Below are 26,335 nucleotides of genomic sequence, written 5' to 3' on the forward strand. Positions count from 1 at the left end.
GTGCCGTTCCAGCACGTCGAGCACGGACTCGTGCGGCTCGACGGTCAGCGTCTCGGCAGACATCAACAGCTCGAGCCGGAACCGCTGAATAGTCCCCGAAATCGCGCTCACAACATTCAGGACAGGGCTTCGGCGACCGCCGGGGCGAGGGCGCGGAACGCCTTGCCGCGGTGGCTGATGGCGTTCTTCTCCGCCGGCGTGAGCTCGGACGACGTGCGCGTGCCGGGCGTGCCGTCGGAGGCCGGGGCCTGCTCGACGGGCACGTGGATCGGGTCGTAGCCGAAGCCGTTGTCCCCGCGCGGGGCGCGCACGAGCGTGCCCGGCATCTCTCCGAGGCACACCTCCTCGCGCCCGTCCGGCGTCACGAGCGCGGCGGCGCACACGAAGGCGGCCGCGCGGTGCTCGTCGCGGACGTCCGACAGCTGGCCGAGCAGCAGCTCGAGGTTCGCGACGTCGTCGCCGTGCCTGCCCGCCCAGCGCGCGGAGAAGATGCCGGGCGCGCCGCCCATGACGTCGACGCTGAGGCCGGAGTCGTCCGCGACGGCGGGCAGGCCGGTGGCGCGGGCCAGCGCGCGCGCCTTGATGAGCGCGTTCTCCACGAACGAGACGCCGTCCTCGACGGGCTCCGGCGCGCCGACGTCGCCGGCCGTCACGACGGCGTCGTCGGGCAGGGCGTCCAGGCCCGGCTGGTCGCGCAGGATGGCGCGCAGCTCCACGAGCTTCTTGCGGTTGTGCGTGGCCAGCACGAGACGGGCGCCGTCGGGGACCGTCACGGTCGTCTCGGGCGTCGCGTCGGGCACGGTCACAGCTCCTGCGCCAGCGCGGCGCGCTGCAGCTCGGTGAGCTCGGCGGTGCCGGCGACGGCGAGGTCGAGCAGGGCGTCCAGCTCGGCGCGGTCGAACGGCGCGTGCTCCGCGGTGCCCTGCACCTCGACGAACGTGCCCGAGCCCGTCGTCACGACGTTCATGTCCGTCTCGGCCCGCACGTCCTCGACGTAGGGCAGGTCGAGCATCGGGGTGCCGTCGATGATGCCGACGCTGACGGCCGCGACGGAGTCCGTGAGGACCTTCTTGCCGCCGGTGACGTGGCCGTGGCGGGTGCCCCACGCGACGGCGTCGGCCAGGGCCACGTACGCCCCCGTGATGGCGGCCGTGCGGGTGCCGCCGTCGGCCTGGAGGACGTCGCAGTCGAGGACGATCGTGTTCTCGCCGAGGGCGGAGACGTCGACGACGGCGCGCAGCGCGCGGCCGATGAGGCGCGAGATCTCGTGCGTGCGGCCGCCGATCTTGCCCTTGACCGACTCGCGCTGGCTGCGCTCGTTCGTGGCGCGCGGGAGCATCGCGTACTCGGCGGTGACCCAGCCCTCGCCGGACCCCTTCTTCCAGCGCGGCACGCCCTCGGTGAACGACGCCGTGCACAGCACGCGCGTGTTGCCGAACTCCACCAGCACCGAGCCCTCGGCGTTCTGGGTCCACCCGCGCGTGATCGTCACCGGGCGGAGCTGAGAGGGCGTGCGGCCGTCCGCGCGGAGGGCGGCATCAGACGTGGCGGCCTGGGAAGCGGGGGAAGTCATGCGGCCACCCTATGCCGCCACCCTGTGCGAGCCGCACGTAGGGTTGTCCGGTGCAGCTCACCGCCACGGACCTTGCGTTCGCCTACCCCGGCCGGCCGGTGCTCGACGGCGTGAGCCTGCGGGTCTCCGACGGCACCCGCCTCGGCGTGGTGGGCGAGAACGGCTCCGGCAAGTCGACCCTGCTGCACCTGCTGGCCGGGGACCTGAAGCCCGGCCGCGGCGAGCTGCGGCGCAAGGGGACCGTGGCGCTGGTGGAGCAGGAGCTCGCGACGACGCCGGGGGAGACGGTGGGCGACCTCGTGCGGCGCACGCTCGCCGACCTGCGTGCGCTCGCCGCCGAGATCGAGAAGGAGGCCGCGGGCTTCGACCACGAGACCGGGGACCTTCGCCGGCTGTCCGGCCTGCTGGCCCGCGCCGAGCACCTGGCCGCCTGGGACGCGGACCGGCGGGTCGACGTCGCGCTCACCCGCCTGGGCGCGGTGCGCGACCCCGACCGCCGGCTCGACACCCTGTCCGTGGGCCAGCGGTACCGGGTGCGGCTCGCGTGCCGGCTCGCGGAGCGCGCCGACCTCCTGCTGCTGGACGAGCCCACCAACCACCTCGACGACTCCGCGATCGAGTTCCTCACCGGCGAGCTGGTCGCGTGGCAGGGCGGCGTGGTGGTCGTGACGCACGACCGCGAGCTGCTCGACGACGTCGCCACCGCCATCCTCGACCTCGACCCGTCGATGGACGGCAAGCCGGTGCTGTACGGGCAGCCCGGATACCTGGCGTACCGGTTCGCGAAGAACCAGGCCCTGCACCGGTGGCGGCAGCGCTACCGCGCCGAGCAGGAGCGGGCCCGCGTGCTCGCCGAGCGGCTGGACGCGTCGTACGAGGGTCTGTCGGACGAGTGGCGGCCGCCCAAGGGGTCGCAGAAGCACCGCCGCGCCACGCGGGCCCGCATCCACGTGAAGGCCGCCGACCGGCTCATCGAGAAGCTCGAGGCCGAGGCAGTCGAGGTCCCCGTGCCGCCCGCGCGCCTCGCGTTCCCCGACCTGCCGTCGATGTCGCCGGGCTGGGACCCGGGCGACCCGCTCGTCGAGCTCCGGTCCCCGCGGGTCGTGGCGGAGGACGGGGACCGGGCGGGCGCGGTGCGCGTCGACCTGCCCGGCACGCGCGTCGCCGTGCCGCCCTCGGGGCGGCTGCTCGTCGTCGGGCCCAACGGGACCGGCAAGTCGACGCTCCTCGCGGCGCTCGCGGGCCGGGTGGCGCTCGCCCGCGGCGTCCGGTCCGTCACGCCGGGCGCCCGGCTGGGCGTCGTCGTGCAGGAGGCGGCGCCCGAGCGGCCCGCCGGGGCGACGGCGGACGACGGCGCCGCGCCCACGGGCTTCGACGCCTACGCCGCCGAGGCGCTGCAGCTGCTGGAGCGCGGCGAGCTGGACCCGGAGCACGTCGTGCCCGTCGTGGCGCTGGGGCTGCTGAGCGAGGAGGACCTCGAGCGGCCGCTCGCGGAGCTGTCGGCCGGACAGCGGCGCCGGTTCGAGCTCGCGCGGGCGCTGCTGCACGCGCCGCACCTGCTGCTGCTCGACGAGCCGACCAACCACCTGTCCGTGGACCTGGTGGACGACCTGACGCGCGCGCTGATCGCCACGCCCGCCGCCGTCGTCGTCGCCACCCACGACCGGCGCATGCGCGCCGACCTGGCGGACTGGCCGGTGCTCGACCTCTCCTGACCGTGCGGAGGCGCTCAGCGCGTCCGGTAGCGCGCGGAGATCAGGCCGTTGGCGAAGGAGCGCTCCTCGACCAGGTCGAGGTCGAGCCGCACGTCGTCGGGGAAGAACCGGGTGCCGCCGCCCACGACGCTCGTGGTGACGAACAGGTGGTACTCGTCGACCAGGCCGGCGCGGATCGCCTGCGCGGCGAGGGTGGGGCCGTCGACGGTGAGGTCGTGGTCGGACTCGGCCTTGAGCCGGCGGACGACCTCCGGGTCGAAGGCCCGCTCGATCCGGGTCCGGGCGCTGGACACCTCGTCCAGCGTGGTGGAGTACACGACCTTGTCGGTGGCCTGCCAGTCGCGGGCGTACTGGACGATGTGCGGCGGGGCGTCCGGGTCCTGGTCCGCCGTCTCCCAGAAGACCATCGTCTCGTACATCCGCCGCCCGTAGAGGTACGTGCCGACGTCGCGGAAGACGTCGCCGACGTACGCGTGCACCTCCGGGTCCTCCGCGGCGGCGCCGAGGTCGCCGTCCGCCGCCTTCGCGTAACCGTCGAGCGAGGTGATCATCGAGTAGACGAGCCGTCCCATGCGAGTCCTCCGGTCCGCGGCGCCCGGTGCGCCGTCGTCCGGGTGGGACCAGGCCGGGACCGGGAACTCATCGCCCGCCGGCTGCCCGGCTCACGACAGGCGACCCACCCAGGCCATCGCCTGCTTCACGATCGTGCCCTGCCCGTGGATCATCTCCGCCTGCACGGTGTCGCTGCACGCCTCCTCGGGGGTGAGCCACGCGAGGTCCAGGGCGTCCTGCTGCGGGCGGCAGTCGCCCGTCACGGGGACGACGTACGCCAGGGAGACAGCGTGCTGGCGGGGGTCGTGGTACGGCGTGATGCCGGGGGTGGGGAAGTACTCCGCCACCGTGAAGGGCTGCGGCGACGCGGGGACCTGCGGCAGCGCGACCGGGCCGAGGTCCTTCTCGATGTGCCGCAGCAGCGCGTCGCGCACCCGCTCGTGGTACAGGACGCGGCCCGAGACGAGCGCCCGCGTCATGGTGCCGAGCGGGGTGACGCGCAGCAGCAGCCCGACGGCGACCACGTCGCCGGAGTCGTCCACGCGCACGGGCACGGCGTCGACGTAGACGAGCGGGAGCTGCGCCCGCACAGCGGCGAGGTCCTCCGGGCTGAGCCAGCCCGCGGGCTGCGGCTCGTCGCGGTGGAACTCGTCGTCGGGGGGAAACTCGGCCGTGTCCGTCACACGTCGTTTCTACCAGCCCTGACGGCGCGCCAGCGCGCGGGCAGGCCGAGGCGGGAATACTGGGAGCGGCGCCGATGCTGTGCCGAGGAGACCCCCATCGGAAGGACACCCATGGCCACCGTCGAGCTCACCGACGACACGTTCGAGAAGACCGTCACCGACAACGACATCGTGCTGGTCGACTTCTGGGCCGAGTGGTGCGGCCCGTGCAAGCAGTTCGGCCCCGTCTTCGAGGCCTCGTCCGAGGAGAACACGGACGTGGTGCACGCGAAGCTCGACACCGAGGCGCACCAGCGCATCGCCGCCGCCGCGGGCGTGAGCGCCATCCCGACGCTCATGGCGTTCCGCGAGGGCGTCCTCGTCTTCAACCAGGCCGGCGCGCTGCCCGCGCCCGCGCTCAAGCAGGTCGTCGAGGCCGTCAAGGGTCTCGACATGGACGACGTGCGCGCCCAGATCGCCGCCGCGAACAACGGTTCGCCGCAGGCCTGACCGCCGCACCGCCAGCACCACGCACGACGGCCGCCCCGGGGAGCTCCCCGGGGCGGCCGTCGTTCTTCGCCTAGACTGACCGCCGCTCGGCCGGAGTGATGGAATTGGCAGACATGCGGCGTTTAGATCGCCGTGCCCCCAGGGCGTGCGGGTTCGACCCCCGTCTCCGGCACCCGTGCCGCTCCCTTCGGCTCAGCCGCTGACGGGAGAGGTGTCCCCGTCGTCGAGCTTGCCCGCGATCCGCAGCAGGTCGCGCAGATCGTCCGCGTCGAGGCGGTCGGCGAACCTCCGGCGGACGGACTCCAGGTGGGTCGGCGTCGCGTCGCGCAGTGCCGCGCGACCTGCCGCCGTGAGCGAGAGCAGGCAGCCTCGGCCGTCCGCGGGGTCGGGTGCCCGGGCGATGAGCCCGCGGGCCTCCATGCGGCTCGCGTGCCGCGACAGCCTGCTGCGCGACCATCCCATCTTCGCGGCCTGCTCGTGCAGGGTGCTGGTGGTCCCGGGGCGCTCGACGAGCGTGCTCAGCACCTCGTAGTCGGGCTCCGAGAGGCCCGTGTCGGCGAGGTCGCGGGCGGTGCCCGCGCGGACGGAGGTCGTCATCCTCCGGAAGGCCCGCCAGGCGCGTTCCTGGTGCTCGTCGAGCCAGGGCGCAGCCGACCCGGGCTTCGGGGGACGCGAAGTCGTTGACATGTCATCATTCTAGGACCTACGTTCGTCAACATGTCAACGAATCGTGTGCGCGTCATGCTCCTCACCTGCAGCACCCGGCCTGCGGCCCTGGGCCCGGCGGTCGCGGAGTGGTTCGGCCGCACGGTCGCGCCGCTCGCGGCGCGGCTCGGTGTCGAGCTGGTCCCCGTCTCGCTCGCGGATCTCGCACTTCCACTCCTCGACGAGGAGGAGCACCCGTCGTCGGGCGTCTACCGGCAGGCGCACACGCGCGAATGGAGTGCGCTGGTGGATGCGGTGGACGGATTCGTCGTGGTGACGCCCGAGTACAACTTCGGTATGCCGGCCACGCTCAAGAACGCGCTGGACTACCTGGGCCGGGAGTGGGCGTGGAAGCCGATCGGCTTCGTCAGCTACGGGAACACGTCGGCCGGGACCCGCTCGGTCCAGCACGCCAAGCAGGTCGTGACCACGCTGCGGCTCGTGCCGGCCGGAGCGACCGTCGCGCTCCGGATCGGCGACGCCGTCGAGGGCGGACGGGTCCGGCCCGACGCACGGTGGGACGGCGCAGCCTCCCGCGTGCTGGACGAGGTCGCCCGGCTGGCGCAGGCGCTGCGTCCGCTGCGCGAGGCGGCGGCTGACGAGGCCGACGAGGGGCCGGTACCCGGCTCGTACGTCCGGCGCCTCGCGCCTCGCGACGCGGCGGAGGTGGTGGTGCTCCAGCGCTGCTGCTGGGTCGAGGAGGCGCTGGCCAACGACACCCTCGCGCTGGCGCCCCTGCACGAGACCCTCGGCGACGTGCGCCGCTGGTTGTCGGACTGGGACGTCACGGGCCTGTGGCGCGACGGGCGGCTGCTCGGGATGGTCCGCACCCGGAGCGAGGGCACGGAGGCGCACGTCGGCCGCCTCGCCGTGGTGCCCGACGCGCGCGGCGCCGGGGTCGGGCGATGGTTGCTGCGGCGCGCTCAGGCAGGCCTCGCGCCGGGGTACGAGCGGGTCGTGCTGAGCACCGGCGCGCGCAGCGAGCGCAACCTCAGGCTCTACGAGAGCGAGGGGTTCACGCGCGAGGGCGGGGCCGTGGACGGCGTCGTCCGGCTCGGCAAGCCGGTCCCGTCGCCGAGCGCCGCGATCGCGTCCTGAGGGCGCGGCCGCCCGCGCCCCGCTCGCTCAGTCGAGGCCGAGCGTCTTGCGCACCCGGGCGACGTGGCCGGTCGCCTTGACGTTGTACTGCGCGACGGCGACCTTGCCCTCCGGGTCGACGACGACCGTGGAGCGGATGACGCCGACGTACGTCTTGCCGTAGTTCTTCTTCTCGCCCCAGGCGCCCCAGGCCTCGAGGGCCTCGTGCCCGGTGTCGGCCAGGAGGGGGAACGTCAGGGCGTCGCGCTCGGCGAACTTCGCGAGCTTGTCGACGCCGTCGGGGGAGACGCCGACGACGGTGTACCCGGCGCCCTGCAGGGAGGCGAGGGAGTCGCGGAAGTCGCACGCCTCGGTGGTGCAGCCGGGCGTCATCGCGGCGGGATAGAAGTACACGACGACGCCCTGGCGGCCGGGCTCCGCCAGCGCGTCGGCCAGCGAGAACGTGCCGGTGGTGTGGCCGGTGCCCTCGGCGTCGGGCAGGACGGCGGGCAGCTCGAGGGCGGGGGCGGTGTCGCCGACGGCGAGACGGGTCACGGGTGCTCCTTGGGGTCGAGGTCGTGCGGTGCGCGGCGCACGTGTTCGCGACGGGTCCCGCGGCCGGGTTCGCGAGAGTGTCTGTGGGCGCGCGCCCGACGTCGAGCCTAGACGTCCGGGTCGTCTAGCGTTGTCCTGTGACCGACCGCGCGCCCCGCACCTCGCCCGACAGCAAGCCCCTGCCCATCCGCATGCTGCACGACCGCCTGCTGGTGCAGCCGGAGGTCGACTCGGCCGAGCGGCAGTCGACGGCGGGCCTGGTGATCCCCGCGACCGCGGCGGGGGCCAAGCGCCTCGCGTGGGCGCAGGTGGTGGCCAAGGGCGAGCACGTGCGCCAGGTCGCCGTGGGCGACCGCGTCCTGTACGACCCCGAGGACCGGGCCGAGGTGGACCTCGGCGGCACGGACTACGTGCTGCTGCGCGAGCGCGACGTGCACGGCGTCACCGAGACCGAGGACGAGGGCGGCGCGACCGGCCTGTACCTCTGACGTCCGCCGCCGCCCTGCACCCACGACGCCGTGGCGTCTGCCACAGTGACGTCATGACGGGTGACCCCCTGGACCTGCTGGGGCTCGACGACGAGCTCAGCCCCACCGAGCAGGAGACGCGCGACCGGGTGCGGGCGCTGGTCGACGAGCACGTCCGCCCGCACGTCGCGCGCTGGTTCGCGGACGGAGTGTTCCCGCTCGACCTGGTGCCCCGCCTCGCGGAGGCGGGGCTGCTCGGGATGCACCTGCACGGGCACGGCTGCGCGGGCCGGTCGGCCGTCGAGTACGGCCTGGCGATGGCCGAGCTCGAGGCGGGGGACTCCGGCATCCGCACGTTCGTCTCGGTGCAGGGCTCGCTCGCGATGACCGCGATCGCGAAGCACGGCTCGCCCGCGCAGCGGGAGCGCTGGCTGCCAAGGATGGCGGCGGGCGGGACGATCGGGTGCTTCGCGCTCACCGAGCCCGGAGCGGGCTCCGACCCCGCCTCGATGACGACGACGGCGACGCGCGTCGGGGACGAGTGGGTGCTGTCGGGACGCAAGCGGTGGATCGGCCTGGCGTCGATCGCGGACGTCGCCGTCGTCTGGGCGAAGGCTCACGATCCCGCCGCGCCCGGCGACAGGCCGCGCGTGCGCGGCTTCATCGTGCCGACGACGACGCCCGGGTTCGCCGCGACGCCGATCGAGCCGAAGCTGTCGCTGCGCGCGTCGGTCCAGTGCGACGTCGTGCTCGACGACGTCCGGCTGCCTGCGGACGCGATCCTGCCGGAGCATCCCGGACTCGCCGGGCCGTTCGCCTGCCTGGCCGAGGCGCGCTACGGCATCGCGTGGGGCGCGACGGGCGCCGCACGCGACAGCCTCGACGCCGCGCTGCGGCACGCGGGGGAGCGGGAACAGTTCGGCCGGCCGCTGGCGGCGTTCCAGCTCACGCAGGCGAAGCTCGTGGACATGGCGCTGGAGGTGTCGCGGGCGCAGCTGCTGGCGCTGCGGCTCGGGCGGCTCAAGGACGCCGGGCGGCTGGAGCCGCACCAGATCTCGGCGGGCAAGCTCGCGAACGTGCGGTCCGCCATCGAGGTCGCGCGCACGGCACGCACCGTGCTGGGCGGCGACGGCATCACGCTGGAGCACTCGCCGATGCGCCATGCCGCGAACCTCGAGTCCGTCCGCACCTACGAGGGCACGGACGAGGTGCACACCCTGATCCTCGGGCGGCACCTGACGGGCCACCAGGCGTTCCGGTGACCCGCCGGGACCCGCGCGGGGGCCTGTCGCGGAGGTCACAGCGCTGACCGGCCACGACGGTTTCCCGGCACCCGCGCACGGCTGGTAATGTTTCTCCCCGCCGGCGCCATTAGCTCAATTGGCAGAGCAGCTGACTCTTAATCAGCGGGTTCGGGGTTCGAGTCCCTGATGGCGCACCAGCACGAGGTCCCCGTACCGCGGGGACCTCGTCGCGTGAGGACCCTCCCGGTGCGTACCTGCGGGTGTCCTCTGGCCATGCACGACCAAGCGCCATTAGCTCAATTGGCAGAGCAGCTGACTCTTAATCAGCGGGTTCGGGGTTCGAGTCCCTGATGGCGCACCTGCAAGCCCCGTCCGGCATCGCCGGACGGGGCTTTCTCGTGCCGTCCAGACGTCGCCCAGAGTTCTCCCGGCCGCTGCCCGGGCGCACCGTCGCGTTCATCCGACGCCGCCACGCTCTGGTTCCGGGTGAGCCCGGGCTGCCTGGCGGGAGCGCCCTTCCCTCATCGACGACAGGAAGGACGGCACGCTGATGCGGCCGAACCCCTCCGGACGCCTGCGCGCGTCCGCCCTTGCCGCCGGCGTGGTGGCGGCCTCGCTGGCGCTCCCCGCCGCGGGCCTCGCGCCGGCGGCCGCGGCCCCCACGGACCCGCCCCCGAGCCCGCACGCCGCGGACGCCACCGACGACGGCCGGTTCGCCGGGTTCCCCGGGTGGCCGGACGACGACCGGCGCCCCGGGGCGAAGGGCGACCGTCCGGGGAAGCCCGGCAAGCCGGGCACGCCCGGTACCGCGCCGACGCTGATCCCGAAGGACGGGGCCCACCTCGAGGGCACGGTGCGGTTCGCGGCCGACCCGACGACCGCGGGCGACCCCGTCGGCCGCGTCACGGTGGACGGCGCGGACCTGCCCGGCCTCGAGGCGACGGCGGGCGCGTCCGCCCTGACGTTCGACGTCGGGAGCAACTCCGCCGACGTCGCGTTCGGCAACTACCTCGTGGTCAACGGCCACCGCGTCGACCAGGAGCGCACCTGGGTGTCCGAGCGGATCTCGGTCCCGGTCCCGAACGAGTGGCTGGTGCAGGGCACCAACACCGTCGAGATCCACGCGGGCGGCCTCGACTCCTCCTGCGGCGTGAACTTCGACGACTTCGTGGTCTCCGAGCCCCGGCTCGAGCTGCTCGGCGAGACCGCGGGCGACACCGGGAACGCGTTCTCGTACTCGATGGGCGACGGCTCCTGCGGCACCAACACCTCCTACGTCAAGGAGGCGACCGTGACGTTCGACGTCGACGGCGTGCCCGGCGCCACGACGGGCCTCGCCGCCGACGTCGACACGACGGCGCTCGCGAACGGCACGCACGAGGTCGTCGCGACCACCCGTTCCGGCGCCACCGCCACGCACACCGTGCGGGTCAACAACTCCCCGGTCGGCGCCCCCGCGCTCGCCCCGGACGACGGGACGCTCACGCGCGGCGTCCAGACCGTCACGGCCTCCGCCTCGGCGGACGGCGACGGCGGCACCGCGTCGCTCACCGTCGACGGCGAACCCGTCGCGGGCCCCGCGACGCTCGGCGACGGGGTGTCGGTGTTCTCGTTCGACGTCGGCACGAACGCGATCGAGACGCGCTACCAGAACCACGTGCTCGTCAACGGCGCCCGGCTCGACCTGCGCGGCGAGGGCGGGCGCGACCTGGCCTCCGAGCGGGTCCAGGTCGGTGTGCCGAACCGCCTGCTGCACCCCGGCGCGAACACGATCGCGCTGGTGGCGGGCGACGTCTCCGCCTCGTGCGGGGCGAACCTCGACGACTTCGCGGCGTCGAACCTCGCCCTGAGCGTCGCCGACGGCACCGCAACCCCGCCGGCGGACCTGCAGCCCACCTACGCGATGGGCGACGGGAGCTGCGGCTCCAGCAGCACGGCGCTGCCGAAGGTCGAGCTCACGTGGACGGTCGACGCCCCGGGCGAGACCGCGTTCCCGGCCCTCGGGCACGGCGAGGCCACCGTCTCGTTCGTCGTCGGCTCCAACTCCCTCGACGGCTCCGCGAACAACTCCCTGCGCATCAACGGCATCGAGCGCCGGATCGACCAGACCATCGTCGGGGGCCGCGGCGAGATCACGTTCCCGAACGAGTGGCTCCTGCCCGGCTGGAACCAGATCGACGTCGTCACCGGGGCGTTCGCGAACAACTGCAACCTCGACGACTTCACCGTCTCCGACGTCGTGCTCACGCCGGCGTCCGGCACGGCGCAGCAGCAGAACCCGGCGGCGTCGTACGGGCTCGGCGACGGCACCTGCGGGTCGAACCTCAACTCCTTCCGCCAGGTCGACCTGCACTTCCTGGTCGACGGCCCGGCGCGCGGCCTGCGCGCGGACCTCGACACCGCGGACCTGAAGGACGGTGAGCACGAGCTCGCGGCGGCGTCGACCACCGGCGAGACCGCCAGGCGCGCGCTGGAGACGGACAACTCCGCGCCCCGCGTCGTGTCCTCCGTCCCGGCCGACGGTGCGCGGATCGCGTCGTCCGTGCCGCTCGCCGTGGAGCTCGGCGACGCGCACGGCGTCGTCGGCGACGCGCGGGTCACGCTCGACGGCGAGGAGCTCGCGCTCGGAGCGCCGGTCGGCCCGGGACTGGCCGTGGGGGAGCACACCCTCGCGGTCGCGACCGCGGACTCGCTCGGCAACACCGCGACCCGCGAGATCACCTTCACGAGCGCCGGGGTGCCCGACGTCCCGACCGACCTCGCCCCCGCGACCGGGGCGAAGGACGTCGGCTCGTCGGTGACGCTCTCGGCCCGCGTCGCGGGCCCGGACGACGGGAAGGTGACCGCCACCTTCGCGCAGGCGGACGTGCTGCTGCCCGGCGAGGTCCGTCAGGGCACGGCGGACGCCGTCCCGACGGAGCTGAACCCGCGCGGGGCGAAGCGGGCCTCCGCGAAGGGCCTGGCCGCGGGCGACGGGAAGACCCTCGCCTCCCCGCGCGCCGACGCCGTCGCCTACCAGCGCTTCGACGTGCGCGTGAAGTCCCGCGAGGAGCACCCCGTGGTGCGCTGGAGCGGCACGGCCGACCCGGCGCGCGAGGTCACGCTGCTGGTGTGGGACACGACGGCGAAGGCGTGGGACACCCTCGCCGCGTCGCGCGGCTCCGCCGACGGCGACACCGTGCTCGTCGCGCCGGCCGGCCCGGAGCACCGCGACCGCGGCGTCGTGCACGTCATGGTCACGGCCACCGACCCGTTCGCCGACGACCTCGAGGCGGGCGACGAGGGCTTCGCCGACCCCGCGGACTACGACTTCTCCCTCGCGCACCTCACCGACACGCAGTACCTGTCCGAGGGCGCCGTCGAGCAGGAGACGGCCGAGGAGCGGGCGGTCTGGGAGTCCGCGTACGCGGGGGTGGTCGACTGGATCGCAGCGAACGCCGACGAGCGCAAGATCGCGTTCGTCTCGCACACGGGCGACCTCATCGAGAACAACATCCGCACGCCGCAGGACGAGGCCATGCAGCGGCAGGTGACCGGCGAGTTCGAGGTCTCCTCCCGCCAGCAGGCGAAGATCGACGGCATCCCCAACTCGGCGGTCGCGGGCAACCACGACAACTGGTCGGGGGCGGCCGGCGGCGCCGACGCGTACAACGAGTACTTCGGCCCCGACCGGTACGAGGCCGCGGCCGAGTCCTGGGAGAACGCCGAGTACGGCGCGTGGCGCGAGGGGGACAGCTCCAACCACTACGTCCTGTTCTCCGCGGGCGGGCTGGACTTCGTCGCCGTCGGCATGGGCTACGGCGTCACCCGCGAGGAGGCCGAGTGGGCCGACGGGATCTTCGAGCGGTACGCCGACCGCAACGGCATCCTCATGACCCACGCGTACCTCGCGGCCAGCACGCAGAAGGACGGCCGGGACGCGGGCTTCGCGTCCCCGGACGGCTCGCCGCTGTACACGCACGTCGTCGAGCCGAACGACAACGTGTTCCTCGTGCTCGCCGGCCACGTGCACGGCGTCACGACCAACGTGAAGCCGCAGGTCGGCCAGATCGCGGACGGCGTCGTGGAGCTGCTCGCGGACTACCAGGCGTTCACCGTGCCCGCGGGGCGGGTGGGGCTCGGCACGATCGGCGGGTACGACCCGGCCGAGCGGCTGCGGTTCGGGGCGTCGTACTTCCGGCTCCTGCAGTTCGACGTCGACCGGGCGGAGATGAGCGTGGACACCTACTCGCCGTTCCTCGACGACTTCGGCGCCGACGAGTGGGACCCGCTGGCCCGGTACGACTCGACGGCGGACAACATGGTGCTCCCGGTGGACCTCACCACGCGCACGACGTCGCTGGTCACGGACTCGCTGGCCGTCTACGCGCCGACGCGGGTGATCGGGTCGAAGGCCGTGGCCTCGGGTGACGTGGCCTCGGTCCGCTGGGACCGGCTGGCGAAGGGCACGCAGCACGCCTGGATCGTCACCGCGACGACGCCGGGCGGCGGCGTCACCGCCGCCGAGCCGGCGTTCTTCACCACCCGGGGCGGCAAGCGGTGACCCTCCCCGCCCCGGCCAGGACGGCGTCGCGTCGCGGCGCCGTCCTGGCGGCCCTCGGGCTCGGTCTCGTCGGCACGGCCACCGCCCTCGCCGGGGCGGTCGCCACGGCCGGGCCGGCCGCCGCCCACGACGCCACGACCGATGCGTACGCGCGGGCCACCGCGGGCGCGGGCGCCGACGTGCACGTCGAGCTGGACCTCGAGTACGACCTGCTCATGAAGTCCGCCTGGCTCACGGCCGAGGCCTACGACGCGCGCGGCACCGCCGCGCAGGACGCCCAGCTCGCCGAGCACGCCGACGAGGTCGCCGCCTACGTCACCGAGCGGTTCCAGGTGGCGGCCGGCGAGGAGCTCTGCACGCCGGCGCTCGCGGGCGACCCGACCGCGGGGGACCGCGGCGGCACCCCGTACGCGACCGTCGTGCTCGACTACGCGTGCCCCGCCGGCGACGAGGACGGCACGCACACGCTGTTCAGTGCGCTCTTCCCCGACGCCGAGTCGTTCGTGCACACCACCGAGACGATGGTGACGTACGACCTCGACGACGAGCAGGGCTCGGCGGTGCTCACCCCGGCCGAGCCGACCGTCACCACGGGCGAGCACGAGACGTGGCACCGGCTCGGGGAGTTCTTCGTGCTGGGCGCCGAGCACCTGCTGCTCGGACCCGACCACCTGCTCTTCCTGCTGGCGCTGATCGTCGCCTCGCGCCGGCTGCGCGACGTCGTCCTGGTGGCGACGGCGTTCACGGTGGCGCACTCCGTGACGTTCCTGCTCGCCGCCAGCGGCGCGGTGAGCGCGCCCGGGGCGGTGGTCGAGCCGGTCATCGCGCTCTCGATCGCCGCGGTGGCCGCGGGCCACCTGTGGGCCGTGCGGCCGGGCGCCCCGCCGCGCCTCGACGCGCTGGCCGACGTCGCGCCCGACCCGCGTCAGCAGGTCCGGCGCCGCTGGCACGACCTGTCGCGGTCGGACGTCGTCCGGCTCGCCGTCGTGTTCGGGTTCGGCCTCGTGCACGGGCTGGGCTTCGCGGGCGCGCTGGGCCTCGACGAACCCTGGTCGTGGGGGCTGCTCGGGTCGCTGCTCGTCTTCAACGTGGGCATCGAGGCGGTGCAGCTCGGGATCATCGCCGTGCTCTTCCCGCTGCTGGTCCTGGTGCGCCGGCGGGCGCCGCGGACCGGCCGGTGGGTCACGGCGGCGGTCGCCGCCGGGGTGGCCGTCGTGGGGCTCTTCTGGTTCGCGCAGCGCGTGCTCGGCCTCGGGTGAGGGGCCAGGATGGGTCGATGATCTCCACCGAGCTCGCGGCCCGGCTGCGCGACGCGGGGCTGGTGTGGCGCCCCGCCGACGGCGACCGGTTCCGCATCGACGCCCCCGAGCTGTCCGACGACGTCTTCACGGTCAGCACGATGACCATCGAGGCCCGCGACTACCCGACCGGCACCATCCTCGGCTTCAACGGCACCACGGAGTGGGCGCTCGACTCCGTCGCCATCGAGGACGCGCTGTGGCTCCCGCGCGAGGACCAGCTGCGCGACCTGCTCCGGTCCACCTTCCGGGGCCTGACGCGCTCCACGCCGGACGCCGAGCCGGGTGAGGCGGAGCGCTACGAGGTCGAGGTGGAGCTGCTCGGCGAGTCCCGTACCTTCACCGACGCGGACCCCGCCGAGGCGTACGGCGAGGCGCTGCTCGCGCTCGTGGAGCTCAGCGCCTGAGCACCGGTACCTGAGCACCGGTACCTGAGCACCGACGCACGGCGCCCCGCTTACCCTTGACGCGTGCCTGATCCTGTGACGTCCGAGCCCGTCGACCCGCGCTACCGCCGCCAGCCCGTGAGCTTCGTGCGGCGCAGCGCGCGCCTCACGACCGCGCAGCGCAAGGCCTGGGACACCCGGCGCGACCGGTACGTCGTGGACGTCCCGCGCGACGTCGCCGTCACCTCGGTCGACCCGGCCTGGCGGTTCGACGCCGCGCAGGAGTTCGGGCGCACCGCACCGCTCGTGGTGGAGATCGGGTCGGGCCAGGGCGAGGCGATCGTCGCCGCCGCCGCCGCGCACCCCGAGCGCGACCACCTCGCCGTCGAGGTGTACACGCCCGGCCTGGCGCAGACGATCGTGCGCGCCGGGCACGCGGGCACCGACCCGGGGCGGGACGGCGGCGCCCCCGGCAACGAGCTCGACAACCTGCGGCTGGTCCAGGCCGACGCCGCGGAGCTGCTGGCCACGGCGCTGGCCGAGGCGTCGGTCGACGAGCTGTGGGTGTTCTTCCCCGACCCGTGGCACAAGTCCCGCCACCAGAAGCGTCGGCTCGTCACCCCGGCGTTCGCGAAGCTCGCCGCCCGCGCCCTGCGTCCCGGCGGCGTCTGGCGGCTCGCGACCGACTGGTCGCACTACGCCGACCAGATGCTCGAGGTGCTCGAGGCCTCCGACGACTTCCGCAACGCCCACGGGCCCGGGGAGCGCGCGCCGCGGTTCGAGGGTCGCGTGCTCACGAGCTTCGAGAAGAAGGGCTCGGCCGCGGGACGGGGCGCGACGGACCTGGAGTACGTGCGCGTCTGAGTCGCGGCCCCCGGCCTCCTCGTGGACCGGCTCGCCGCCGACCTCGCCACCCGACCTCGCCACCCGACCTGGGACGCGCCCGGGAAGTGACTTGCGCCACAAGGTCCGGCTCTAGCAAGGTGTGCCACGCGAAACGTTCTCGAGCGGGGCAGCGTGGCCCCGTCGGACGCCTGAGCCAACGGAGGCAACATGAGCGACCTGTCCACCGCGGGGCCACCACCAGGAGAGACCGAGTACCAACGGGTGCAGCGGTCGGACGAGTTCCAGGGGCTGCGGCGCGCGTTCCGGAACTTCGTCTTCCCGATGACGGCCCTGTTCCTCGTCTGGTACTTCGTCTACGTCCTGCTCGCCAACTACGCCCACGACTTCATGAGCATCCGGCTGGGGGACAGCAACATCACGGTGGGCCTGCTGTTCGGGCTCGGCCAGTTCGTCTCCACGTTCGTCATCACGATGCTCTACGCCCGCTGGGCGAACAGGAAGTTCGACGCGCGGGCCGACGCGCTGCGCCGTGAGATCGAGGAGGGCGAGCTGTGAGCGACACCGGCACCGACATCGGCAACCCGTGGGTCAACATCGGCATCTTCGCCGCCTTCGTCCTCGTGACCCTCGTGATCGTGTTCCGCGCGTCCCGGCAGAACAAGTCCGCCGCCGACTTCTACGCCGGCGGGCGCAACTTCACCGGCCCGCAGAACGGCACGGCGATCGCGGGCGACTACCTCTCGGCGGCGTCCTTCCTCGGCATCTGCGGCGCGATCGCGCTCAACGGCTACGACGGCTTCCTCTACTCGATCGGCTTCCTGGTCGCCTGGCTGGTGGCCCTCCTGCTCGTGGCCGAGCTGCTGCGCAACACCGGCAAGTTCACGATGGCCGACGTGCTGTCGTTCCGGCTGCGTCAGCGCCCGGTGCGGATGGCGGCCGCCCTCGCGACCCTGCTCGTGGTCTTCTTCTACCTGCTCGCCCAGATGGCGGGCGCGGGCGGGCTCGTCGCCCTGCTGCTGGGCGTCGACAGCCGCGCCGGGCAGAGCCTCGTCATCGCCGTCGTCGGCGCCCTGATGATCCTGTACGTGCTGGTCGGCGGCATGAAGGGCACCACCTGGGTGCAGATCATCAAGGCGATCCTGCTCATCGCGGGCGCGGCCATCATGACGGTCTGGGTGCTGGCCAAGTTCGGCTTCAACCTGTCCGACCTGCTCGGTGGCGCCGTGGAGATGGGGGGGCCGGGCGGCGAGGCGCTGCTCGAGCCGGGCAAGCAGTACGGCGCGGACGGCACGTCCAAGCTGAGCTTCCTGTCCCTCGCGCTGGCACTGGTGCTCGGCACCGCGGGCCTGCCGCACGTGCTCATGCGCTTCTACACCGTGCCGACGGCGAAGGAGGCCCGGCGGTCGGTGGTCTGGGCCATCTGGCTGATCGGCATCTTCTACCTGTTCACGCTGGTGCTCGGCTACGGCGCGGGCGCGCTGGTAGGGCCGGAGGCGATCAACAACGCGCCCGGCGGCGTGAACTCCGCGGCGCCGCTGCTGGCGTTCGCGCTCGGCGGCGAGATCCTGCTCGGCCTCATCTCCGCCGTCGCCTTCGCCACGATCCTCGCGGTCGTGGCCGGGCTGACGATCACGGCCGCGGCGAGCTTCTCGCACGACATCTACGCGAACGTCATCAAGAAGGGCGAGGTCAAGCCCGACTCCGAGGTGCGCATCGCGCGCTGGACCGTCGTCGTGATCGGCATCATCGCCATCGTGGGCGGCATCTTCGCCCAGAACCAGAACGTCGCGTTCCTCGTGGCGCTCGCGTTCGCGGTGGCGGCGTCGGCCAACCTGCCGACGATCGTGTTCTCGCTGTTCTGGAAGCGGTTCAACACCTCGGGCGCGCTGTGGAGCATCTACGGCGGACTGATCTCCTGCATCGTGCTCATCGTGCTGTCGCCGACGGTGTCGGGGAACGAGAAGGCGATGTTCCCGTCGGCCGACTTCGACGTCTTCCCGCTGACGAACCCGGGCCTCGTGTCCATCCCGCTCGGCTTCCTGCTCGGCATCATCGGCACCTTCCTGTCGAAGGAGAAGCCGCACCCCGAGAAGTTCGCCGAGATGGAGGTCCGCTCCCTCACCGGTGCCGGCGCCGAGAAGGCCGTCGCCAAGCACTGACGACGCCGACCGTGCGGGCCCCGCCGAGACCCGGTCTCGGCGGGGCCCGTCGGCGTGTCGCCCACTAGGCTCGGCGCGTGACCACGACGAAGCGCATCGGACTCGCCACCTGCCGGGCCCTGCCCGGCCTCGACGCCGACGACCGTCCCCTGATCGAGGAGCTGGCGGACCGCGGGTTCCGCGCGGAGCCCATCGTCTGGGACGACCCGGACATCGACTGGTCGGACTTCGACCTCGTCGTCGTCCGCTCGACCTGGGACTACTCGCCGCGGCGGGACGAGTTCGTCGCCTGGGCGCGGCGGGTGCCGCGGCTCGTCAACCCCGCGGACGTCATCGCCTGGAACACGGACAAGGGGTACCTGCGCGTCCTCGAGGAGGCCGGGATCCCGGTCATCCCCACGATCTGGCTGGACCCGGCGCGGCACCTGTCGAAGCGTGCCGTGCACACGCGGATGCCGGCCTTCGGCGACTTCGTCGTCAAGCCCGTGGTGGGCGCGGGGGCCAAGGACGCGGGCCGCTACCAGCCGGTCAGCGCGCAGTCCCGGGCCCTGGCCATCAGCCACGCGGTCGGGCTGCTCGACGCCGGGCGCGCCGTGATGATCCAGCCCTACGTCACGTCGGTCGACACGGCGGGGGAGACCAGCCTCGTCTTCATCGACGGCGAGCTGAGCCACGCCGTGCGCAAGGACGCCCTGCTCACAGGGCCGAGCAGCGAGTCGGACGAGCCGTTCCTGCGTGAGCAGATGATGCCCGCGCAGGCGACGGAGGAGCAGGTGGCGGTGGCCCGCCGGGCGGTCGCGGTCGCCGCGGAGCAGCTCGACCTCGACCGGCCCCTGCTGTACGCGCGCGTCGACCTCGTGACCGGGGACGACGGCACGCCGATGGTCATCGAGCTGGAGCTCACCGAGCCGTCCCTGTGGTTGCAGCACGACGGGGACGGCGCCTCGCTCGGAGCGTTCGCCGACGCGATCGCGGCGCGCGTGGCCTGAGCCGGCGCGCCGCGACCGGGTCGAACGACCCGGTCGGGCGCCCGGTCAGCCGATGCCGTTCTCCTCGAGCCAGCCGGAGGCGATGTCCTCGGTGGAGCCCTGCTCCTCGGTGGACTGGACGTTGAGCTCGACGAGCCCCTCGGGGGTGAGGGCGGCGCTCACCGGGTCGAGGACGTCGGCGACCTGGTCGGCGACGTCCTCGGAGACCAGCGGGACGACGTGCGAGGCGAGGAACAGCGCGTCGGGGTCCTCGAGGACGACGAGGTCCTCGGTCTGGATGCGCGGGTCGGCGGTGAAGACGTTCGCGACGTCGACCGTGCCGGCCACGAGGTCCTGCACGGTGGTGTCGCCGGTGGCCTCGAACTTCACGTCCACGCCGTAGACGTCCTTGAGGCCCTTCGGGCCGTAGGGGCGCTGCTCCAGCTCGGCCGGGCCGCCGAGCGTGAGGTCGCCCGCGTCCGCCAGGTCCGCGATGGTGGTCAGGCCGTGCTGCTCGGCGAAGGCCGACGTGACGGTGTAGGAGTCCTGGTCCGTGGCGGGGGACTGCTCGAGCACGGCCAGCCCGTCCGGGAGCGACTCCTGCAGGGCGGCGTAGACGTCGTCGGTCGACGTCGCGGTCGTCTCGGGGTCGAAGAACTGCAGCAGGTTGCCGGTGTACTCGGGGAACACCTGGACCTCGCCGCTCTCGAGCGCGGGCATGTAGGCGTCGCGTTGGCCGATGCTGAAGTTGCGCTCGACGGTGAAGCCCCCGGCCTCCAGCGCCTGGGCGTAGATCTCGGCGACGATCTCGTTGGAGTAGTACGCCTGGGACCCCACGACGATGGTCCCGGACGCGGGCGAGCCGCCCCCGTCGGAGTCGGGCTCGAGCGGGTCGGACCCGCCGCCGCACGCGGTGAGCGCGAGGAGTGCCGTCGCGGTGGCGGCGACGGTCGCGGTCGTGCGTCGTGTGATGCGCATGATGCTGCCTCTCAGGTCAGGTCAGGTCAGGTCAGGTCAGGTCAGGTCGGGCGCGGGGGCGTGCTGCGCGCCCTGGCGGGGACGGGTGGGAGCATCCGGGGTCGCGCGGCCGGCCGCGACTCCGCGAGGGACGACGGCGCGTTCCAGGAGCGCGAAGAGCAGGTCGAGGGCGACCGCCAGCACGACGATCACGAGCGAGGCGCCGAGGATCTGGGAGAAGTCCCGCAGCTGGATGCCCTGGACGATGTAGAAGCCGAGGCCCCAGTTCCCGACGTACCCGGCCAGGGTGACGGTGGCGACCACCTGCAGGGTCGCGGACCGCAGCCCGCCGATGAGCAGGGGAAGGCCGAGCGGCACCTCGACGGTCCGGAGCACCTGCCCGGAGGTCATACCGACCGCGCGGGCGCCGTCGACGACGCGCCGGTCGACGGCCTCGATGCCGGTGTAGGCCCCGGCCAGGATCGGCGGGATCGCCAGCAGCACGAACGCCGTCGTCGACGCCGCGACCTTGTGCGTGACCCCGAGGACCAGCACGAGCAGCAGCACCAGGCCGAACGACGGCACCGCGCGGGCGGCGCCGGACAGGGCGACCGCCACCTCGCGCCCGCGGCCCGTGTGACCGATGAGCCAGCCGGCGGGCACGGCGAGGAGCGCGGCCAGGAGCACGGAGACGAACGTGAACGCGAGGTGCGTGCCGATCGCCTCGGAGAGCGGCAGCGCCCCCGACGCGCGGTCGGGGGAGAAGATCCACGCGATGGCGTCCCCGAAGAGGTTCATGCGGCCGCCCCCCGCCGCGTCCAGGGCAGCAGGACCCGCCCGAGCAGCACCAGCAGCCAGTCCACGAGCAGGGCCACGACCACCACCGCCACGACGCCCGCGAGGATCTCGGCGACGATCTGGCGCTGGTACCCGTTCGTGAAGAGGTAGCCGAGGTTGTCGATCCCGATGAGGATGCCGACGGTGGCCAGGGAGATCGTCGAGACCGCCGTGACCCGCAGCCCGGCGAGCACGACAGGCCCGGCCAGCGGGAGGTCGACCTGCCAGAACCGGCGCCAGGGGCCGTAGCCGACGGCCACGGCCGCCTGGCGCACGGTGGGCTCGACGGAGGCGAGGGCGTCGGCGACGAAGCGGGTCATGATCGCGATCGCGTAGATCGTCAGCGCCACGATCAGGTTGACCTCGGACAGGAAGCTGATGCCGAGCAGCGGCGGCAGCAGGGCGAACAGTGCGAGGGACGGGATCGTGTACAGCAGCCCGACCAGCGTGAGCACCAGCCCGCGGGTGAGCCGGAAGCGGAACGCGAACCAGCCCGCCGGGATCGACACGAGGAGCCCCAGCAGGATCGGCAGGGCGCACTGGCGCAGGTGCTCGACCGTGAGCCGACCGATGAGGTCGAGGTTGTCGGCGACCCAGGTCACGGGGCGTCCTCCACCAGCACGCCCTGGGTGCGGCCGGCGGTGTCGACGAGCACCGTGCCGCGGTCGGTCTCCTTCGCGTGCAGCGCCCGCGTCCCGCGCTCGACGCCGATGAAGCTGGCGACGAAGTCGCTCGCGGGCGCCTCGATGATCTGGCTCGGGCTGCCCGCCTGGGCGACCTGGGCCCCGGTCTCGAGGATGACCACCTGGTCGCCCAGCAGGAACGCCTCGTCGATGTCGTGGGTGACGAAGACGATCGTCTTGTTCAGCTCCTGCTGCAGGCGCAGCGTCTCGGTCTGCAGCTCCGCGCGCACGATGGGGTCGACGGCGCCGAACGGCTCGTCCATGAGCAGGATGTTGGGGTCGGCCGCGAGGGCGCGCGCCACGCCCACGCGCTGCTGCTGACCGCCCGAGAGCTGGCTCGGGTACCGCTCGGCGAGGGAACGGTCGAGGCCGACGACGTCGAGCACCTCCAGGGCCCGTTCCCGGGCCCGGGCCTTCGGCACGCCCTCCAGGCGCAGCACCGTCATGACGTTGTCGAGCACCCGGTGGTGGGGGAGCAGCCCGCCGTTCTGCAGCACGTACCCGATGCTGCGGCGCAGCTTCACCGGGTCGCGGTCGAGCACCGAGGTGCCGTCGATCTCGACCGTCCCCGCGGTGGGGTCCACCATCCGGTTGATCATGCGCAGCAGCGTCGTCTTGCCGCTGCCGGACGAGCCGACGAGCACCGTCGTGCGGTGCGGCGGCACCACGAGGTCGAAGTCCGCGACCGCCACCGTGCCGTCGGGGTACGTCTTCGTGACCGACCGGAACTCGATCATGGGCGGCGCCTCCGTCCTCGTGTGGAGGAGCACGGGCGCAGGCCGACGTGCTCCGACGCCCTAGCCGACCACATCCCCGCCCTCGACGCGAGGGCGCCGGTCGGTCATGTCGCGGATCGGGGCCTTTCGGTCGTCTCGGACCCGGTGCCGGAGGCGTCCCCCGCCCGCCCGAGACGGAGAAGGGCGGGGACGGAGACCATGAGGGCGACGAGGCAGGCGACCATCGCCAGGCTGGCGCCCAGCGCGGTGCGCGGCACCCCGACGCGCTCGGCGACGGCGCCGATGACGAGCGTCGCGGCGGGCATGACGCCGATGACGAGCTCCTGGAGCCCCAGGGCGCGGCCGTGCACGGCCGGCTCGGTCACCATGAGCAGGAGCGTGGTCTGCAGCACGCCGAACGCCGCGCTGGCCAGCCCGATCACGGCCATGAGCGCGAAGGCGGGGGCCGGCGAGGTGGCCAGCGAGAACGCCGCCCAGGCGAGCCCCCACACGGTCGTGCCGAGAACGAACAGCGCGCCCTTGAACCGGAAGTCGCCCAGGGCGGCGATGACGAGCGAGCCCACGAGGCCCCCCACCCCGGCGCACGTGAGCAGCGCGCCGAGCCCTGCGGCGTCGAGCCCGAAGGACTCGGCGGCGAAGACGGGCATGAATGACTGGAACACCGGCCAGAGGAAGACGTTGGCCGCCAGGGTGACCAGCAGGACCGCGACGGCGAGGCGGTTCGCGGCGACGGCGCGGAACCCGCCCGCGACCATGCCGAGCACCGACGTCGAGGCGTGCCCGCCCGGCCCCGTCCGGGTGCGCAGGCGCCGCAGCGGCAGCATGAGGAGCAGGGACGCCACGTACCAGGCGGTCGAGACCCACAGGGCCGCGGGCGCGCCGATCGCCGCGATCATGCCGCCGCCCAGCGCCGGCCCGATCACCTGCGTCATGTTCATCGCCATCGAGTTCAGCGCGTTCGCGTTGGAGAGGTTCTCGCGGCCCACGAGGTCGAGCACGAGCGACATCCGGGCCGGCTGGGAGGGCGACTGGGCCATGCCGATGGCGAAGCCACCCGCGACGAGCGCCCAGTACGGCAGGAGGTCGGCGGTGGCGAGGGCGGCGACGACGGCCACGGCCCCCGTGGCCCAGGTGCAGGCGACGAGCAGGAGGCGGATGCGGTCGTGGCGGTCGGCGAGCGCCCCCGCCACCGGCCCCAGCAGCATGGGCGCCAGCCGCGCCGCCGTGTAGACGGCGACGAGGAGCTCGGACCCGGTGAGCTCGAAGGCGAGCCAGCCGAGCACCAGGGTCTGCGTCCACACGCCGCCGAAGAAGAACAGGTTCGATGCCCACAGGAGTTGGAACGGGCGGTTGCCACGCAGGGAGGAGAACGCGCCGGGAGGGCCGCTTCGTCGGGCGGGGGCGGCCTGTCGTGCCACGGCGGCGCTGTCTCCTTCGGGTGGCGGGAGGGCCGCGTCCCACGGCCCGGACGATGGTATACCGACGCCCGCTGCCGGGTGCGCGGTCGTCGCCGGTCTCCCGAGGGGGGCGCGAGGCGGACATGCTGGTGCAACCAACGGGTTGCATCTGACGGGGAAGCGTGTCATCGTGAAATGCAACCGCAGGGTTGCGTGAACGGAGGGGTTCCCATGAGTGAGCGACAACGCCGTCCCGAAGCCGGCCGCTCCCGGACGAGGGTCGTGCTGGGCGTGCTGTTCGCGGGGACGTTCGTGACGGGGTGCGCCGAGATGCTCGTGATGGGCATGCTCGACCTGATCGCCATGGACCAGGCCGTCCCGCTGTCGGCCGTCGGCGTGCTCGTCTCGGCGAACGCGCTCGGCATCGCGGTCGGCGGGCCGACGCTGACGTTCTTGACCGCCCGGTTCGACCGGCGGCCGGTGCTGCTGACGGCCCTCGCCGTGTTCACAGGGCTGAACACGCTCCCCGCGCTCGGCGCGGGCCTGGACGCCTTCGTCGCGGCCAGGCTCGTGATCGGCGCGGCGGAAGGGCTCCTCATCGCGGCGGCGATCACGACGGCGACCGCGATCGTGCCCCGGGACCGGGTCGGTCGGGCGATGGCGGTGGTGATCTCCGGGTTCGCCGTGTCCGGGGCGGTGGGGATGCCCCTGGGCCGGCTGCTCGGTGAGGCCGTGGGCTGGCGAGGTTCGTTCCTCGCCGTCGTCCTCGCGGCCGCCGCAGTGCTCCTGGTCGCGCTGTTCGTCGTGCCTCGGGTGCCGGCCGAGGCCGAGGTCGGGCTGCTGGGCCAGCTGCGGTCCGCTCTCGCCCCGCGCGTGCTGGCTGTGCTCGCCGTCGGTGTGCTCCTGTTCGCGGGAGCCTCGGCGGCGCAGACCTATCTCGTGCCGTTCCTGGACGACGTGGCGGGGGTGTCCGGGGCTTGGGTCGGGGTGTGCCTCATGGGCTTCGGGATCACCGCCGCGGTCGGCTCCTTCGGCGGTGGCCTGTTCGCCGACGCCGGTGCGCCGCGCGCCCTGACGGTCGGGGCGGTCGGCGTGGCGGCATCCCTCCTCGCGATGGCCGTCGGAGGTGCGAGCCCGGTGGTCGCCGTCCTCGCGATGCTCGGCCTCGCCGTGTGCGGCGCAGGCGTGACGAGCCCGTGGCAGCACCGCGTCGAGCACCTCGCCGGGCCCGGCGCGGTCCTCGCGGCATCGTTGCCCGCGTCGGCCGGGAACCTGGGCGACGCCGTCGGCGCCTTCACCGGGGGGCAGATGATCGACGTGGGCGGCGTCCCGGCGGCGGTGCTCGCCGCAGCGGTCGTCGCCGTGCTGTCCGTCCTTGCCGCGATCGCCAGCCGCTCGCTGCGGCCCGCGCCCGTGCGGCAGGACCGCGAACCGGCCACCGCCCACTGATCCCCCGACGGGACGAGAGCCCGACGAGGGCCCGACGAGAGCCAGATGAGAGAAGGATGAGCTCATGGAGAGCACGCAGAACCCCCAGGCCGTCATCGACGCCGACACCTTCAGCGTGCGGCGCACGATCGACATCCGAGCGGCCCGTGACAAGGTCTGGCGCACCGTCACGGAACCCGAGCTGATCTCGCGGTGGTTCGGCGAGGTCGCCCTCGACGGCGACGGCGTCGGGGCGGTCGGCACGATCGGCTGGCCCGGCGAGCGCCGCATCCCGATCCGGGTCGAGACCTTCGACCCGCCGTCGGAGGTGTCCTACCGGTGGTGCAACGAGGACGGCCCGCTGCCGGAGACGGTGGACGAACGGCGGTCGACGGTCTTCACGTTCACCCTCGAGGAGACTCCCGGCGGGACCCGGCTCACGGTCGTCGAGACGGGCTTCGAGCGCACGAGCGACCCGGCGGCACTGATGGCCGACCACCGTGACGGCTGGGACGGGGAGCTCGACAAGCTCGTCGCCCTCCTCGAGCGCGACGCATGAGCGGCGGCGAGCCGGTGGACGAGGCCGTGGTCGCGATGTGCAACGCGCTCGGCGACGAGACCCGGTGGAGCATCCTGACCGCTCTCGGTGAGGGCGAGGCCTCGGCGTCCGCCCTTGCGCGGCGGCTGCCCGTCACCCGGCAGGCCATCGCGAAGCACCTGGCGGTGCTGCACCAGGTCGGACTCGTGGGGACGGTCCAGGTCGGGCGCGAGGTGCGGTACCGGGTCGTCGGCGCATCGCTCAGTGCCACGGCCCGCCGGCTCGACGCCGTCGGCAGGGAGTGGGACCGCCGCCTCGCCGCCATCCAGCAGGTCGCCGAGAGTCTCTGACGTGCTCGCGCCGAAACCGGAGGTATGACGACGAACGGCGGGGTCCGAGGCGGATCAGAAAATAATTTTTAAGCGGAGGGGCCCCCCGCGGTGTGGGGGGGTTAGGGGGGTTTTTGGGGGGACGCGCGGGGGCCACACCCGCCCGAGA

General features: G+C 73.5%; 26 protein-coding genes and 3 tRNA genes. 18 read left to right on the top strand and 11 right to left on the bottom strand.

Annotation, left to right across the window (positions count from 1 at the left end; all coding sequences use genetic code 11):
- Positions 1–116: 116 nt before the first annotated feature.
- Both rdgB and rph read right to left on the bottom strand, forming a co-directional pair.
- Positions 117–800, bottom strand: a complete 684-nt coding sequence (rdgB, locus tag ABZ493_RS19865; protein WP_430583858.1) for an RdgB/HAM1 family non-canonical purine NTP pyrophosphatase — start codon at positions 798–800, stop codon at positions 117–119.
- A gap of 2 nt (positions 801–802) precedes the next feature.
- On the bottom strand, positions 803–1,573 hold the full coding sequence (gene rph / locus ABZ493_RS19870) for a ribonuclease PH (RefSeq protein WP_430583859.1): 771 nt from the start codon (positions 1,571–1,573) through the stop codon (positions 803–805).
- A 50-nt stretch (positions 1,574–1,623) separates the two neighbouring features.
- Between rph and ABZ493_RS19875 the strand changes: the two genes are divergently transcribed.
- Positions 1,624–3,288 carry an ATP-binding cassette domain-containing protein gene (locus ABZ493_RS19875; protein ID WP_430583860.1) on the top strand — a complete coding sequence of 555 codons (1,665 nt, stop codon included), beginning with the start codon at positions 1,624–1,626 and terminating at the stop codon, positions 3,286–3,288.
- Between the two features lie 14 nt (positions 3,289–3,302).
- Here the strand turns inward: ABZ493_RS19875 and ABZ493_RS19880 are convergent, their stop codons facing one another.
- Together ABZ493_RS19880 and ABZ493_RS19885 are read right to left on the bottom strand one after the other, a co-directional pair.
- On the bottom strand, positions 3,303–3,860 hold the full coding sequence (locus ABZ493_RS19880; RefSeq protein ID WP_430583861.1) for a dihydrofolate reductase family protein: 558 nt from the start codon (positions 3,858–3,860) through the stop codon (positions 3,303–3,305).
- A 90-nt stretch (positions 3,861–3,950) separates the two neighbouring features.
- Positions 3,951–4,523, bottom strand: coding sequence for an NUDIX hydrolase family protein (locus ABZ493_RS19885; protein ID WP_430583862.1), 573 nt, complete (start codon positions 4,521–4,523; stop codon positions 3,951–3,953).
- A 111-nt stretch (positions 4,524–4,634) separates the two neighbouring features.
- On the opposite strand from ABZ493_RS19885, the gene trxA reads away from it, so the two are divergent.
- Both trxA and ABZ493_RS19895 read left to right on the top strand, forming a co-directional pair.
- A complete protein-coding gene (gene trxA / locus ABZ493_RS19890; protein ID WP_430549762.1) occupies positions 4,635–5,012 on the top strand; it encodes a thioredoxin in 378 nt (125 codons plus the stop codon).
- A gap of 89 nt (positions 5,013–5,101) precedes the next feature.
- Positions 5,102–5,184 (top strand) — tRNA-Leu (locus ABZ493_RS19895).
- A 20-nt stretch (positions 5,185–5,204) separates the two neighbouring features.
- Here the strand turns inward: ABZ493_RS19895 and ABZ493_RS19900 are convergent.
- Positions 5,205–5,699: a MarR family transcriptional regulator gene (locus ABZ493_RS19900; protein WP_430583863.1), complete on the bottom strand. Its 495-nt coding sequence runs from the start codon at positions 5,697–5,699 to the stop codon at positions 5,205–5,207.
- Between the two features lie 30 nt (positions 5,700–5,729).
- Here ABZ493_RS19900 and ABZ493_RS19905 point away from each other — a divergent pair, with 30 nt between their 5' ends.
- Complete coding sequence (locus ABZ493_RS19905) at positions 5,730–6,815, top strand: bifunctional NAD(P)H-dependent oxidoreductase/GNAT family N-acetyltransferase (protein WP_430583864.1); 1,086 nt, start codon at positions 5,730–5,732, stop codon at positions 6,813–6,815.
- A 27-nt stretch (positions 6,816–6,842) separates the two neighbouring features.
- On the opposite strand, the gene ABZ493_RS19910 is transcribed toward ABZ493_RS19905, so the two are convergent.
- Complete coding sequence (locus ABZ493_RS19910) at positions 6,843–7,349, bottom strand: peroxiredoxin (RefSeq protein WP_430583865.1); 507 nt, start codon at positions 7,347–7,349, stop codon at positions 6,843–6,845.
- 191 nt (positions 7,350–7,540) lie between these two features.
- Here ABZ493_RS19910 and ABZ493_RS19915 point away from each other — a divergent pair, with 191 nt between their 5' ends.
- From ABZ493_RS19915 to ABZ493_RS19965, 11 genes are all read left to right on the top strand, one after another.
- Positions 7,541–7,837 (top strand): GroES family chaperonin, encoded by a 297-nt coding sequence (locus ABZ493_RS19915; protein WP_429762689.1) that lies wholly within the window; start codon positions 7,541–7,543, stop codon positions 7,835–7,837.
- Between the two features lie 53 nt (positions 7,838–7,890).
- On the top strand, positions 7,891–9,078 hold the full coding sequence (locus ABZ493_RS19920; protein ID WP_430583866.1) for an acyl-CoA dehydrogenase family protein: 1,188 nt from the start codon (positions 7,891–7,893) through the stop codon (positions 9,076–9,078).
- Positions 9,079–9,181: 103 nt separating this feature from the next.
- Positions 9,182–9,257, top strand: a tRNA-Lys gene (locus ABZ493_RS19925).
- Positions 9,258–9,345: 88 nt separating this feature from the next.
- Positions 9,346–9,418 (top strand) — tRNA-Lys (locus ABZ493_RS19930).
- 192 nt (positions 9,419–9,610) lie between these two features.
- Positions 9,611–13,603 (top strand): metallophosphoesterase, encoded by a 3,993-nt coding sequence (locus ABZ493_RS19935; RefSeq protein WP_430583867.1) that lies wholly within the window; start codon positions 9,611–9,613, stop codon positions 13,601–13,603.
- Positions 13,600–14,862 (top strand): HupE/UreJ family protein, encoded by a 1,263-nt coding sequence (locus ABZ493_RS19940; protein ID WP_430583868.1) that lies wholly within the window; start codon positions 13,600–13,602, stop codon positions 14,860–14,862. Before ABZ493_RS19935 ends, ABZ493_RS19940 begins: the two co-directional genes overlap by 4 nt.
- A gap of 17 nt (positions 14,863–14,879) precedes the next feature.
- Positions 14,880–15,308: a pilus assembly protein CpaE gene (locus ABZ493_RS19945; RefSeq protein WP_430583869.1), complete on the top strand. Its 429-nt coding sequence runs from the start codon at positions 14,880–14,882 to the stop codon at positions 15,306–15,308.
- A gap of 63 nt (positions 15,309–15,371) precedes the next feature.
- Positions 15,372–16,151 (top strand): tRNA (guanosine(46)-N7)-methyltransferase TrmB, encoded by a 780-nt coding sequence (gene trmB, locus ABZ493_RS19950; protein ID WP_430583870.1) that lies wholly within the window; start codon positions 15,372–15,374, stop codon positions 16,149–16,151.
- A gap of 189 nt (positions 16,152–16,340) precedes the next feature.
- Complete coding sequence (locus ABZ493_RS19955; protein WP_430566885.1) at positions 16,341–16,688, top strand: DUF485 domain-containing protein; 348 nt, start codon at positions 16,341–16,343, stop codon at positions 16,686–16,688.
- Complete coding sequence (locus ABZ493_RS19960; RefSeq protein ID WP_430583871.1) at positions 16,685–18,292, top strand: cation acetate symporter; 1,608 nt, start codon at positions 16,685–16,687, stop codon at positions 18,290–18,292. Before ABZ493_RS19955 ends, ABZ493_RS19960 begins: the two co-directional genes overlap by 4 nt.
- Before the next feature lie 77 nt (positions 18,293–18,369).
- Positions 18,370–19,281 (top strand): hypothetical protein, encoded by a 912-nt coding sequence (locus ABZ493_RS19965; RefSeq protein WP_430583872.1) that lies wholly within the window; start codon positions 18,370–18,372, stop codon positions 19,279–19,281.
- Positions 19,282–19,326: 45 nt separating this feature from the next.
- Here ABZ493_RS19965 and ABZ493_RS19970 read toward each other — a convergent pair whose 3' ends face one another.
- From ABZ493_RS19970 to ABZ493_RS19990, 5 genes are all read right to left on the bottom strand, one after another.
- Positions 19,327–20,238: an ABC transporter substrate-binding protein gene (locus ABZ493_RS19970; protein WP_430583873.1), complete on the bottom strand. Its 912-nt coding sequence runs from the start codon at positions 20,236–20,238 to the stop codon at positions 19,327–19,329.
- A gap of 36 nt (positions 20,239–20,274) precedes the next feature.
- A complete protein-coding gene (locus ABZ493_RS19975; RefSeq protein ID WP_430583874.1) occupies positions 20,275–21,015 on the bottom strand; it encodes an ABC transporter permease subunit in 741 nt (246 codons plus the stop codon).
- A complete protein-coding gene (locus ABZ493_RS19980) occupies positions 21,012–21,656 on the bottom strand; it encodes an ABC transporter permease subunit (RefSeq protein WP_430583875.1) in 645 nt (214 codons plus the stop codon). Before ABZ493_RS19980 ends, ABZ493_RS19975 begins: the two co-directional genes overlap by 4 nt.
- Positions 21,653–22,474 carry an ATP-binding cassette domain-containing protein gene (locus ABZ493_RS19985; RefSeq protein WP_430583876.1) on the bottom strand — a complete coding sequence of 274 codons (822 nt, stop codon included), beginning with the start codon at positions 22,472–22,474 and terminating at the stop codon, positions 21,653–21,655. Before ABZ493_RS19985 ends, ABZ493_RS19980 begins: the two co-directional genes overlap by 4 nt.
- Before the next feature lie 104 nt (positions 22,475–22,578).
- On the bottom strand, positions 22,579–23,892 hold the full coding sequence (locus ABZ493_RS19990; RefSeq protein WP_430583877.1) for an MFS transporter: 1,314 nt from the start codon (positions 23,890–23,892) through the stop codon (positions 22,579–22,581).
- A 210-nt stretch (positions 23,893–24,102) separates the two neighbouring features.
- Here ABZ493_RS19990 and ABZ493_RS19995 point away from each other — a divergent pair, with 210 nt between their 5' ends.
- From ABZ493_RS19995 to ABZ493_RS20005, 3 genes are all read left to right on the top strand, one after another.
- The gene (locus tag ABZ493_RS19995) at positions 24,103–25,320 is read left to right on the top strand and encodes an MFS transporter (RefSeq protein ID WP_430583878.1); all 1,218 of its coding nucleotides are present in this window, start codon (positions 24,103–24,105) and stop codon (positions 25,318–25,320) included.
- Positions 25,321–25,384: 64 nt separating this feature from the next.
- On the top strand, positions 25,385–25,858 hold the full coding sequence (locus tag ABZ493_RS20000; RefSeq protein WP_430583879.1) for an SRPBCC domain-containing protein: 474 nt from the start codon (positions 25,385–25,387) through the stop codon (positions 25,856–25,858).
- On the top strand, positions 25,855–26,187 hold the full coding sequence (locus tag ABZ493_RS20005) for a metalloregulator ArsR/SmtB family transcription factor (RefSeq protein WP_430583880.1): 333 nt from the start codon (positions 25,855–25,857) through the stop codon (positions 26,185–26,187). The genes ABZ493_RS20000 and ABZ493_RS20005 overlap by 4 nt, the downstream gene beginning before the upstream one ends.
- Positions 26,188–26,335: the final 148 nt, after the last annotated feature.

The sequence above is a fragment of the Isoptericola sp. NPDC019482 genome, from assembly GCF_040632295.1.
Taxonomy (GTDB): Bacteria; Actinomycetota; Actinomycetes; order Actinomycetales; family Cellulomonadaceae; genus Isoptericola.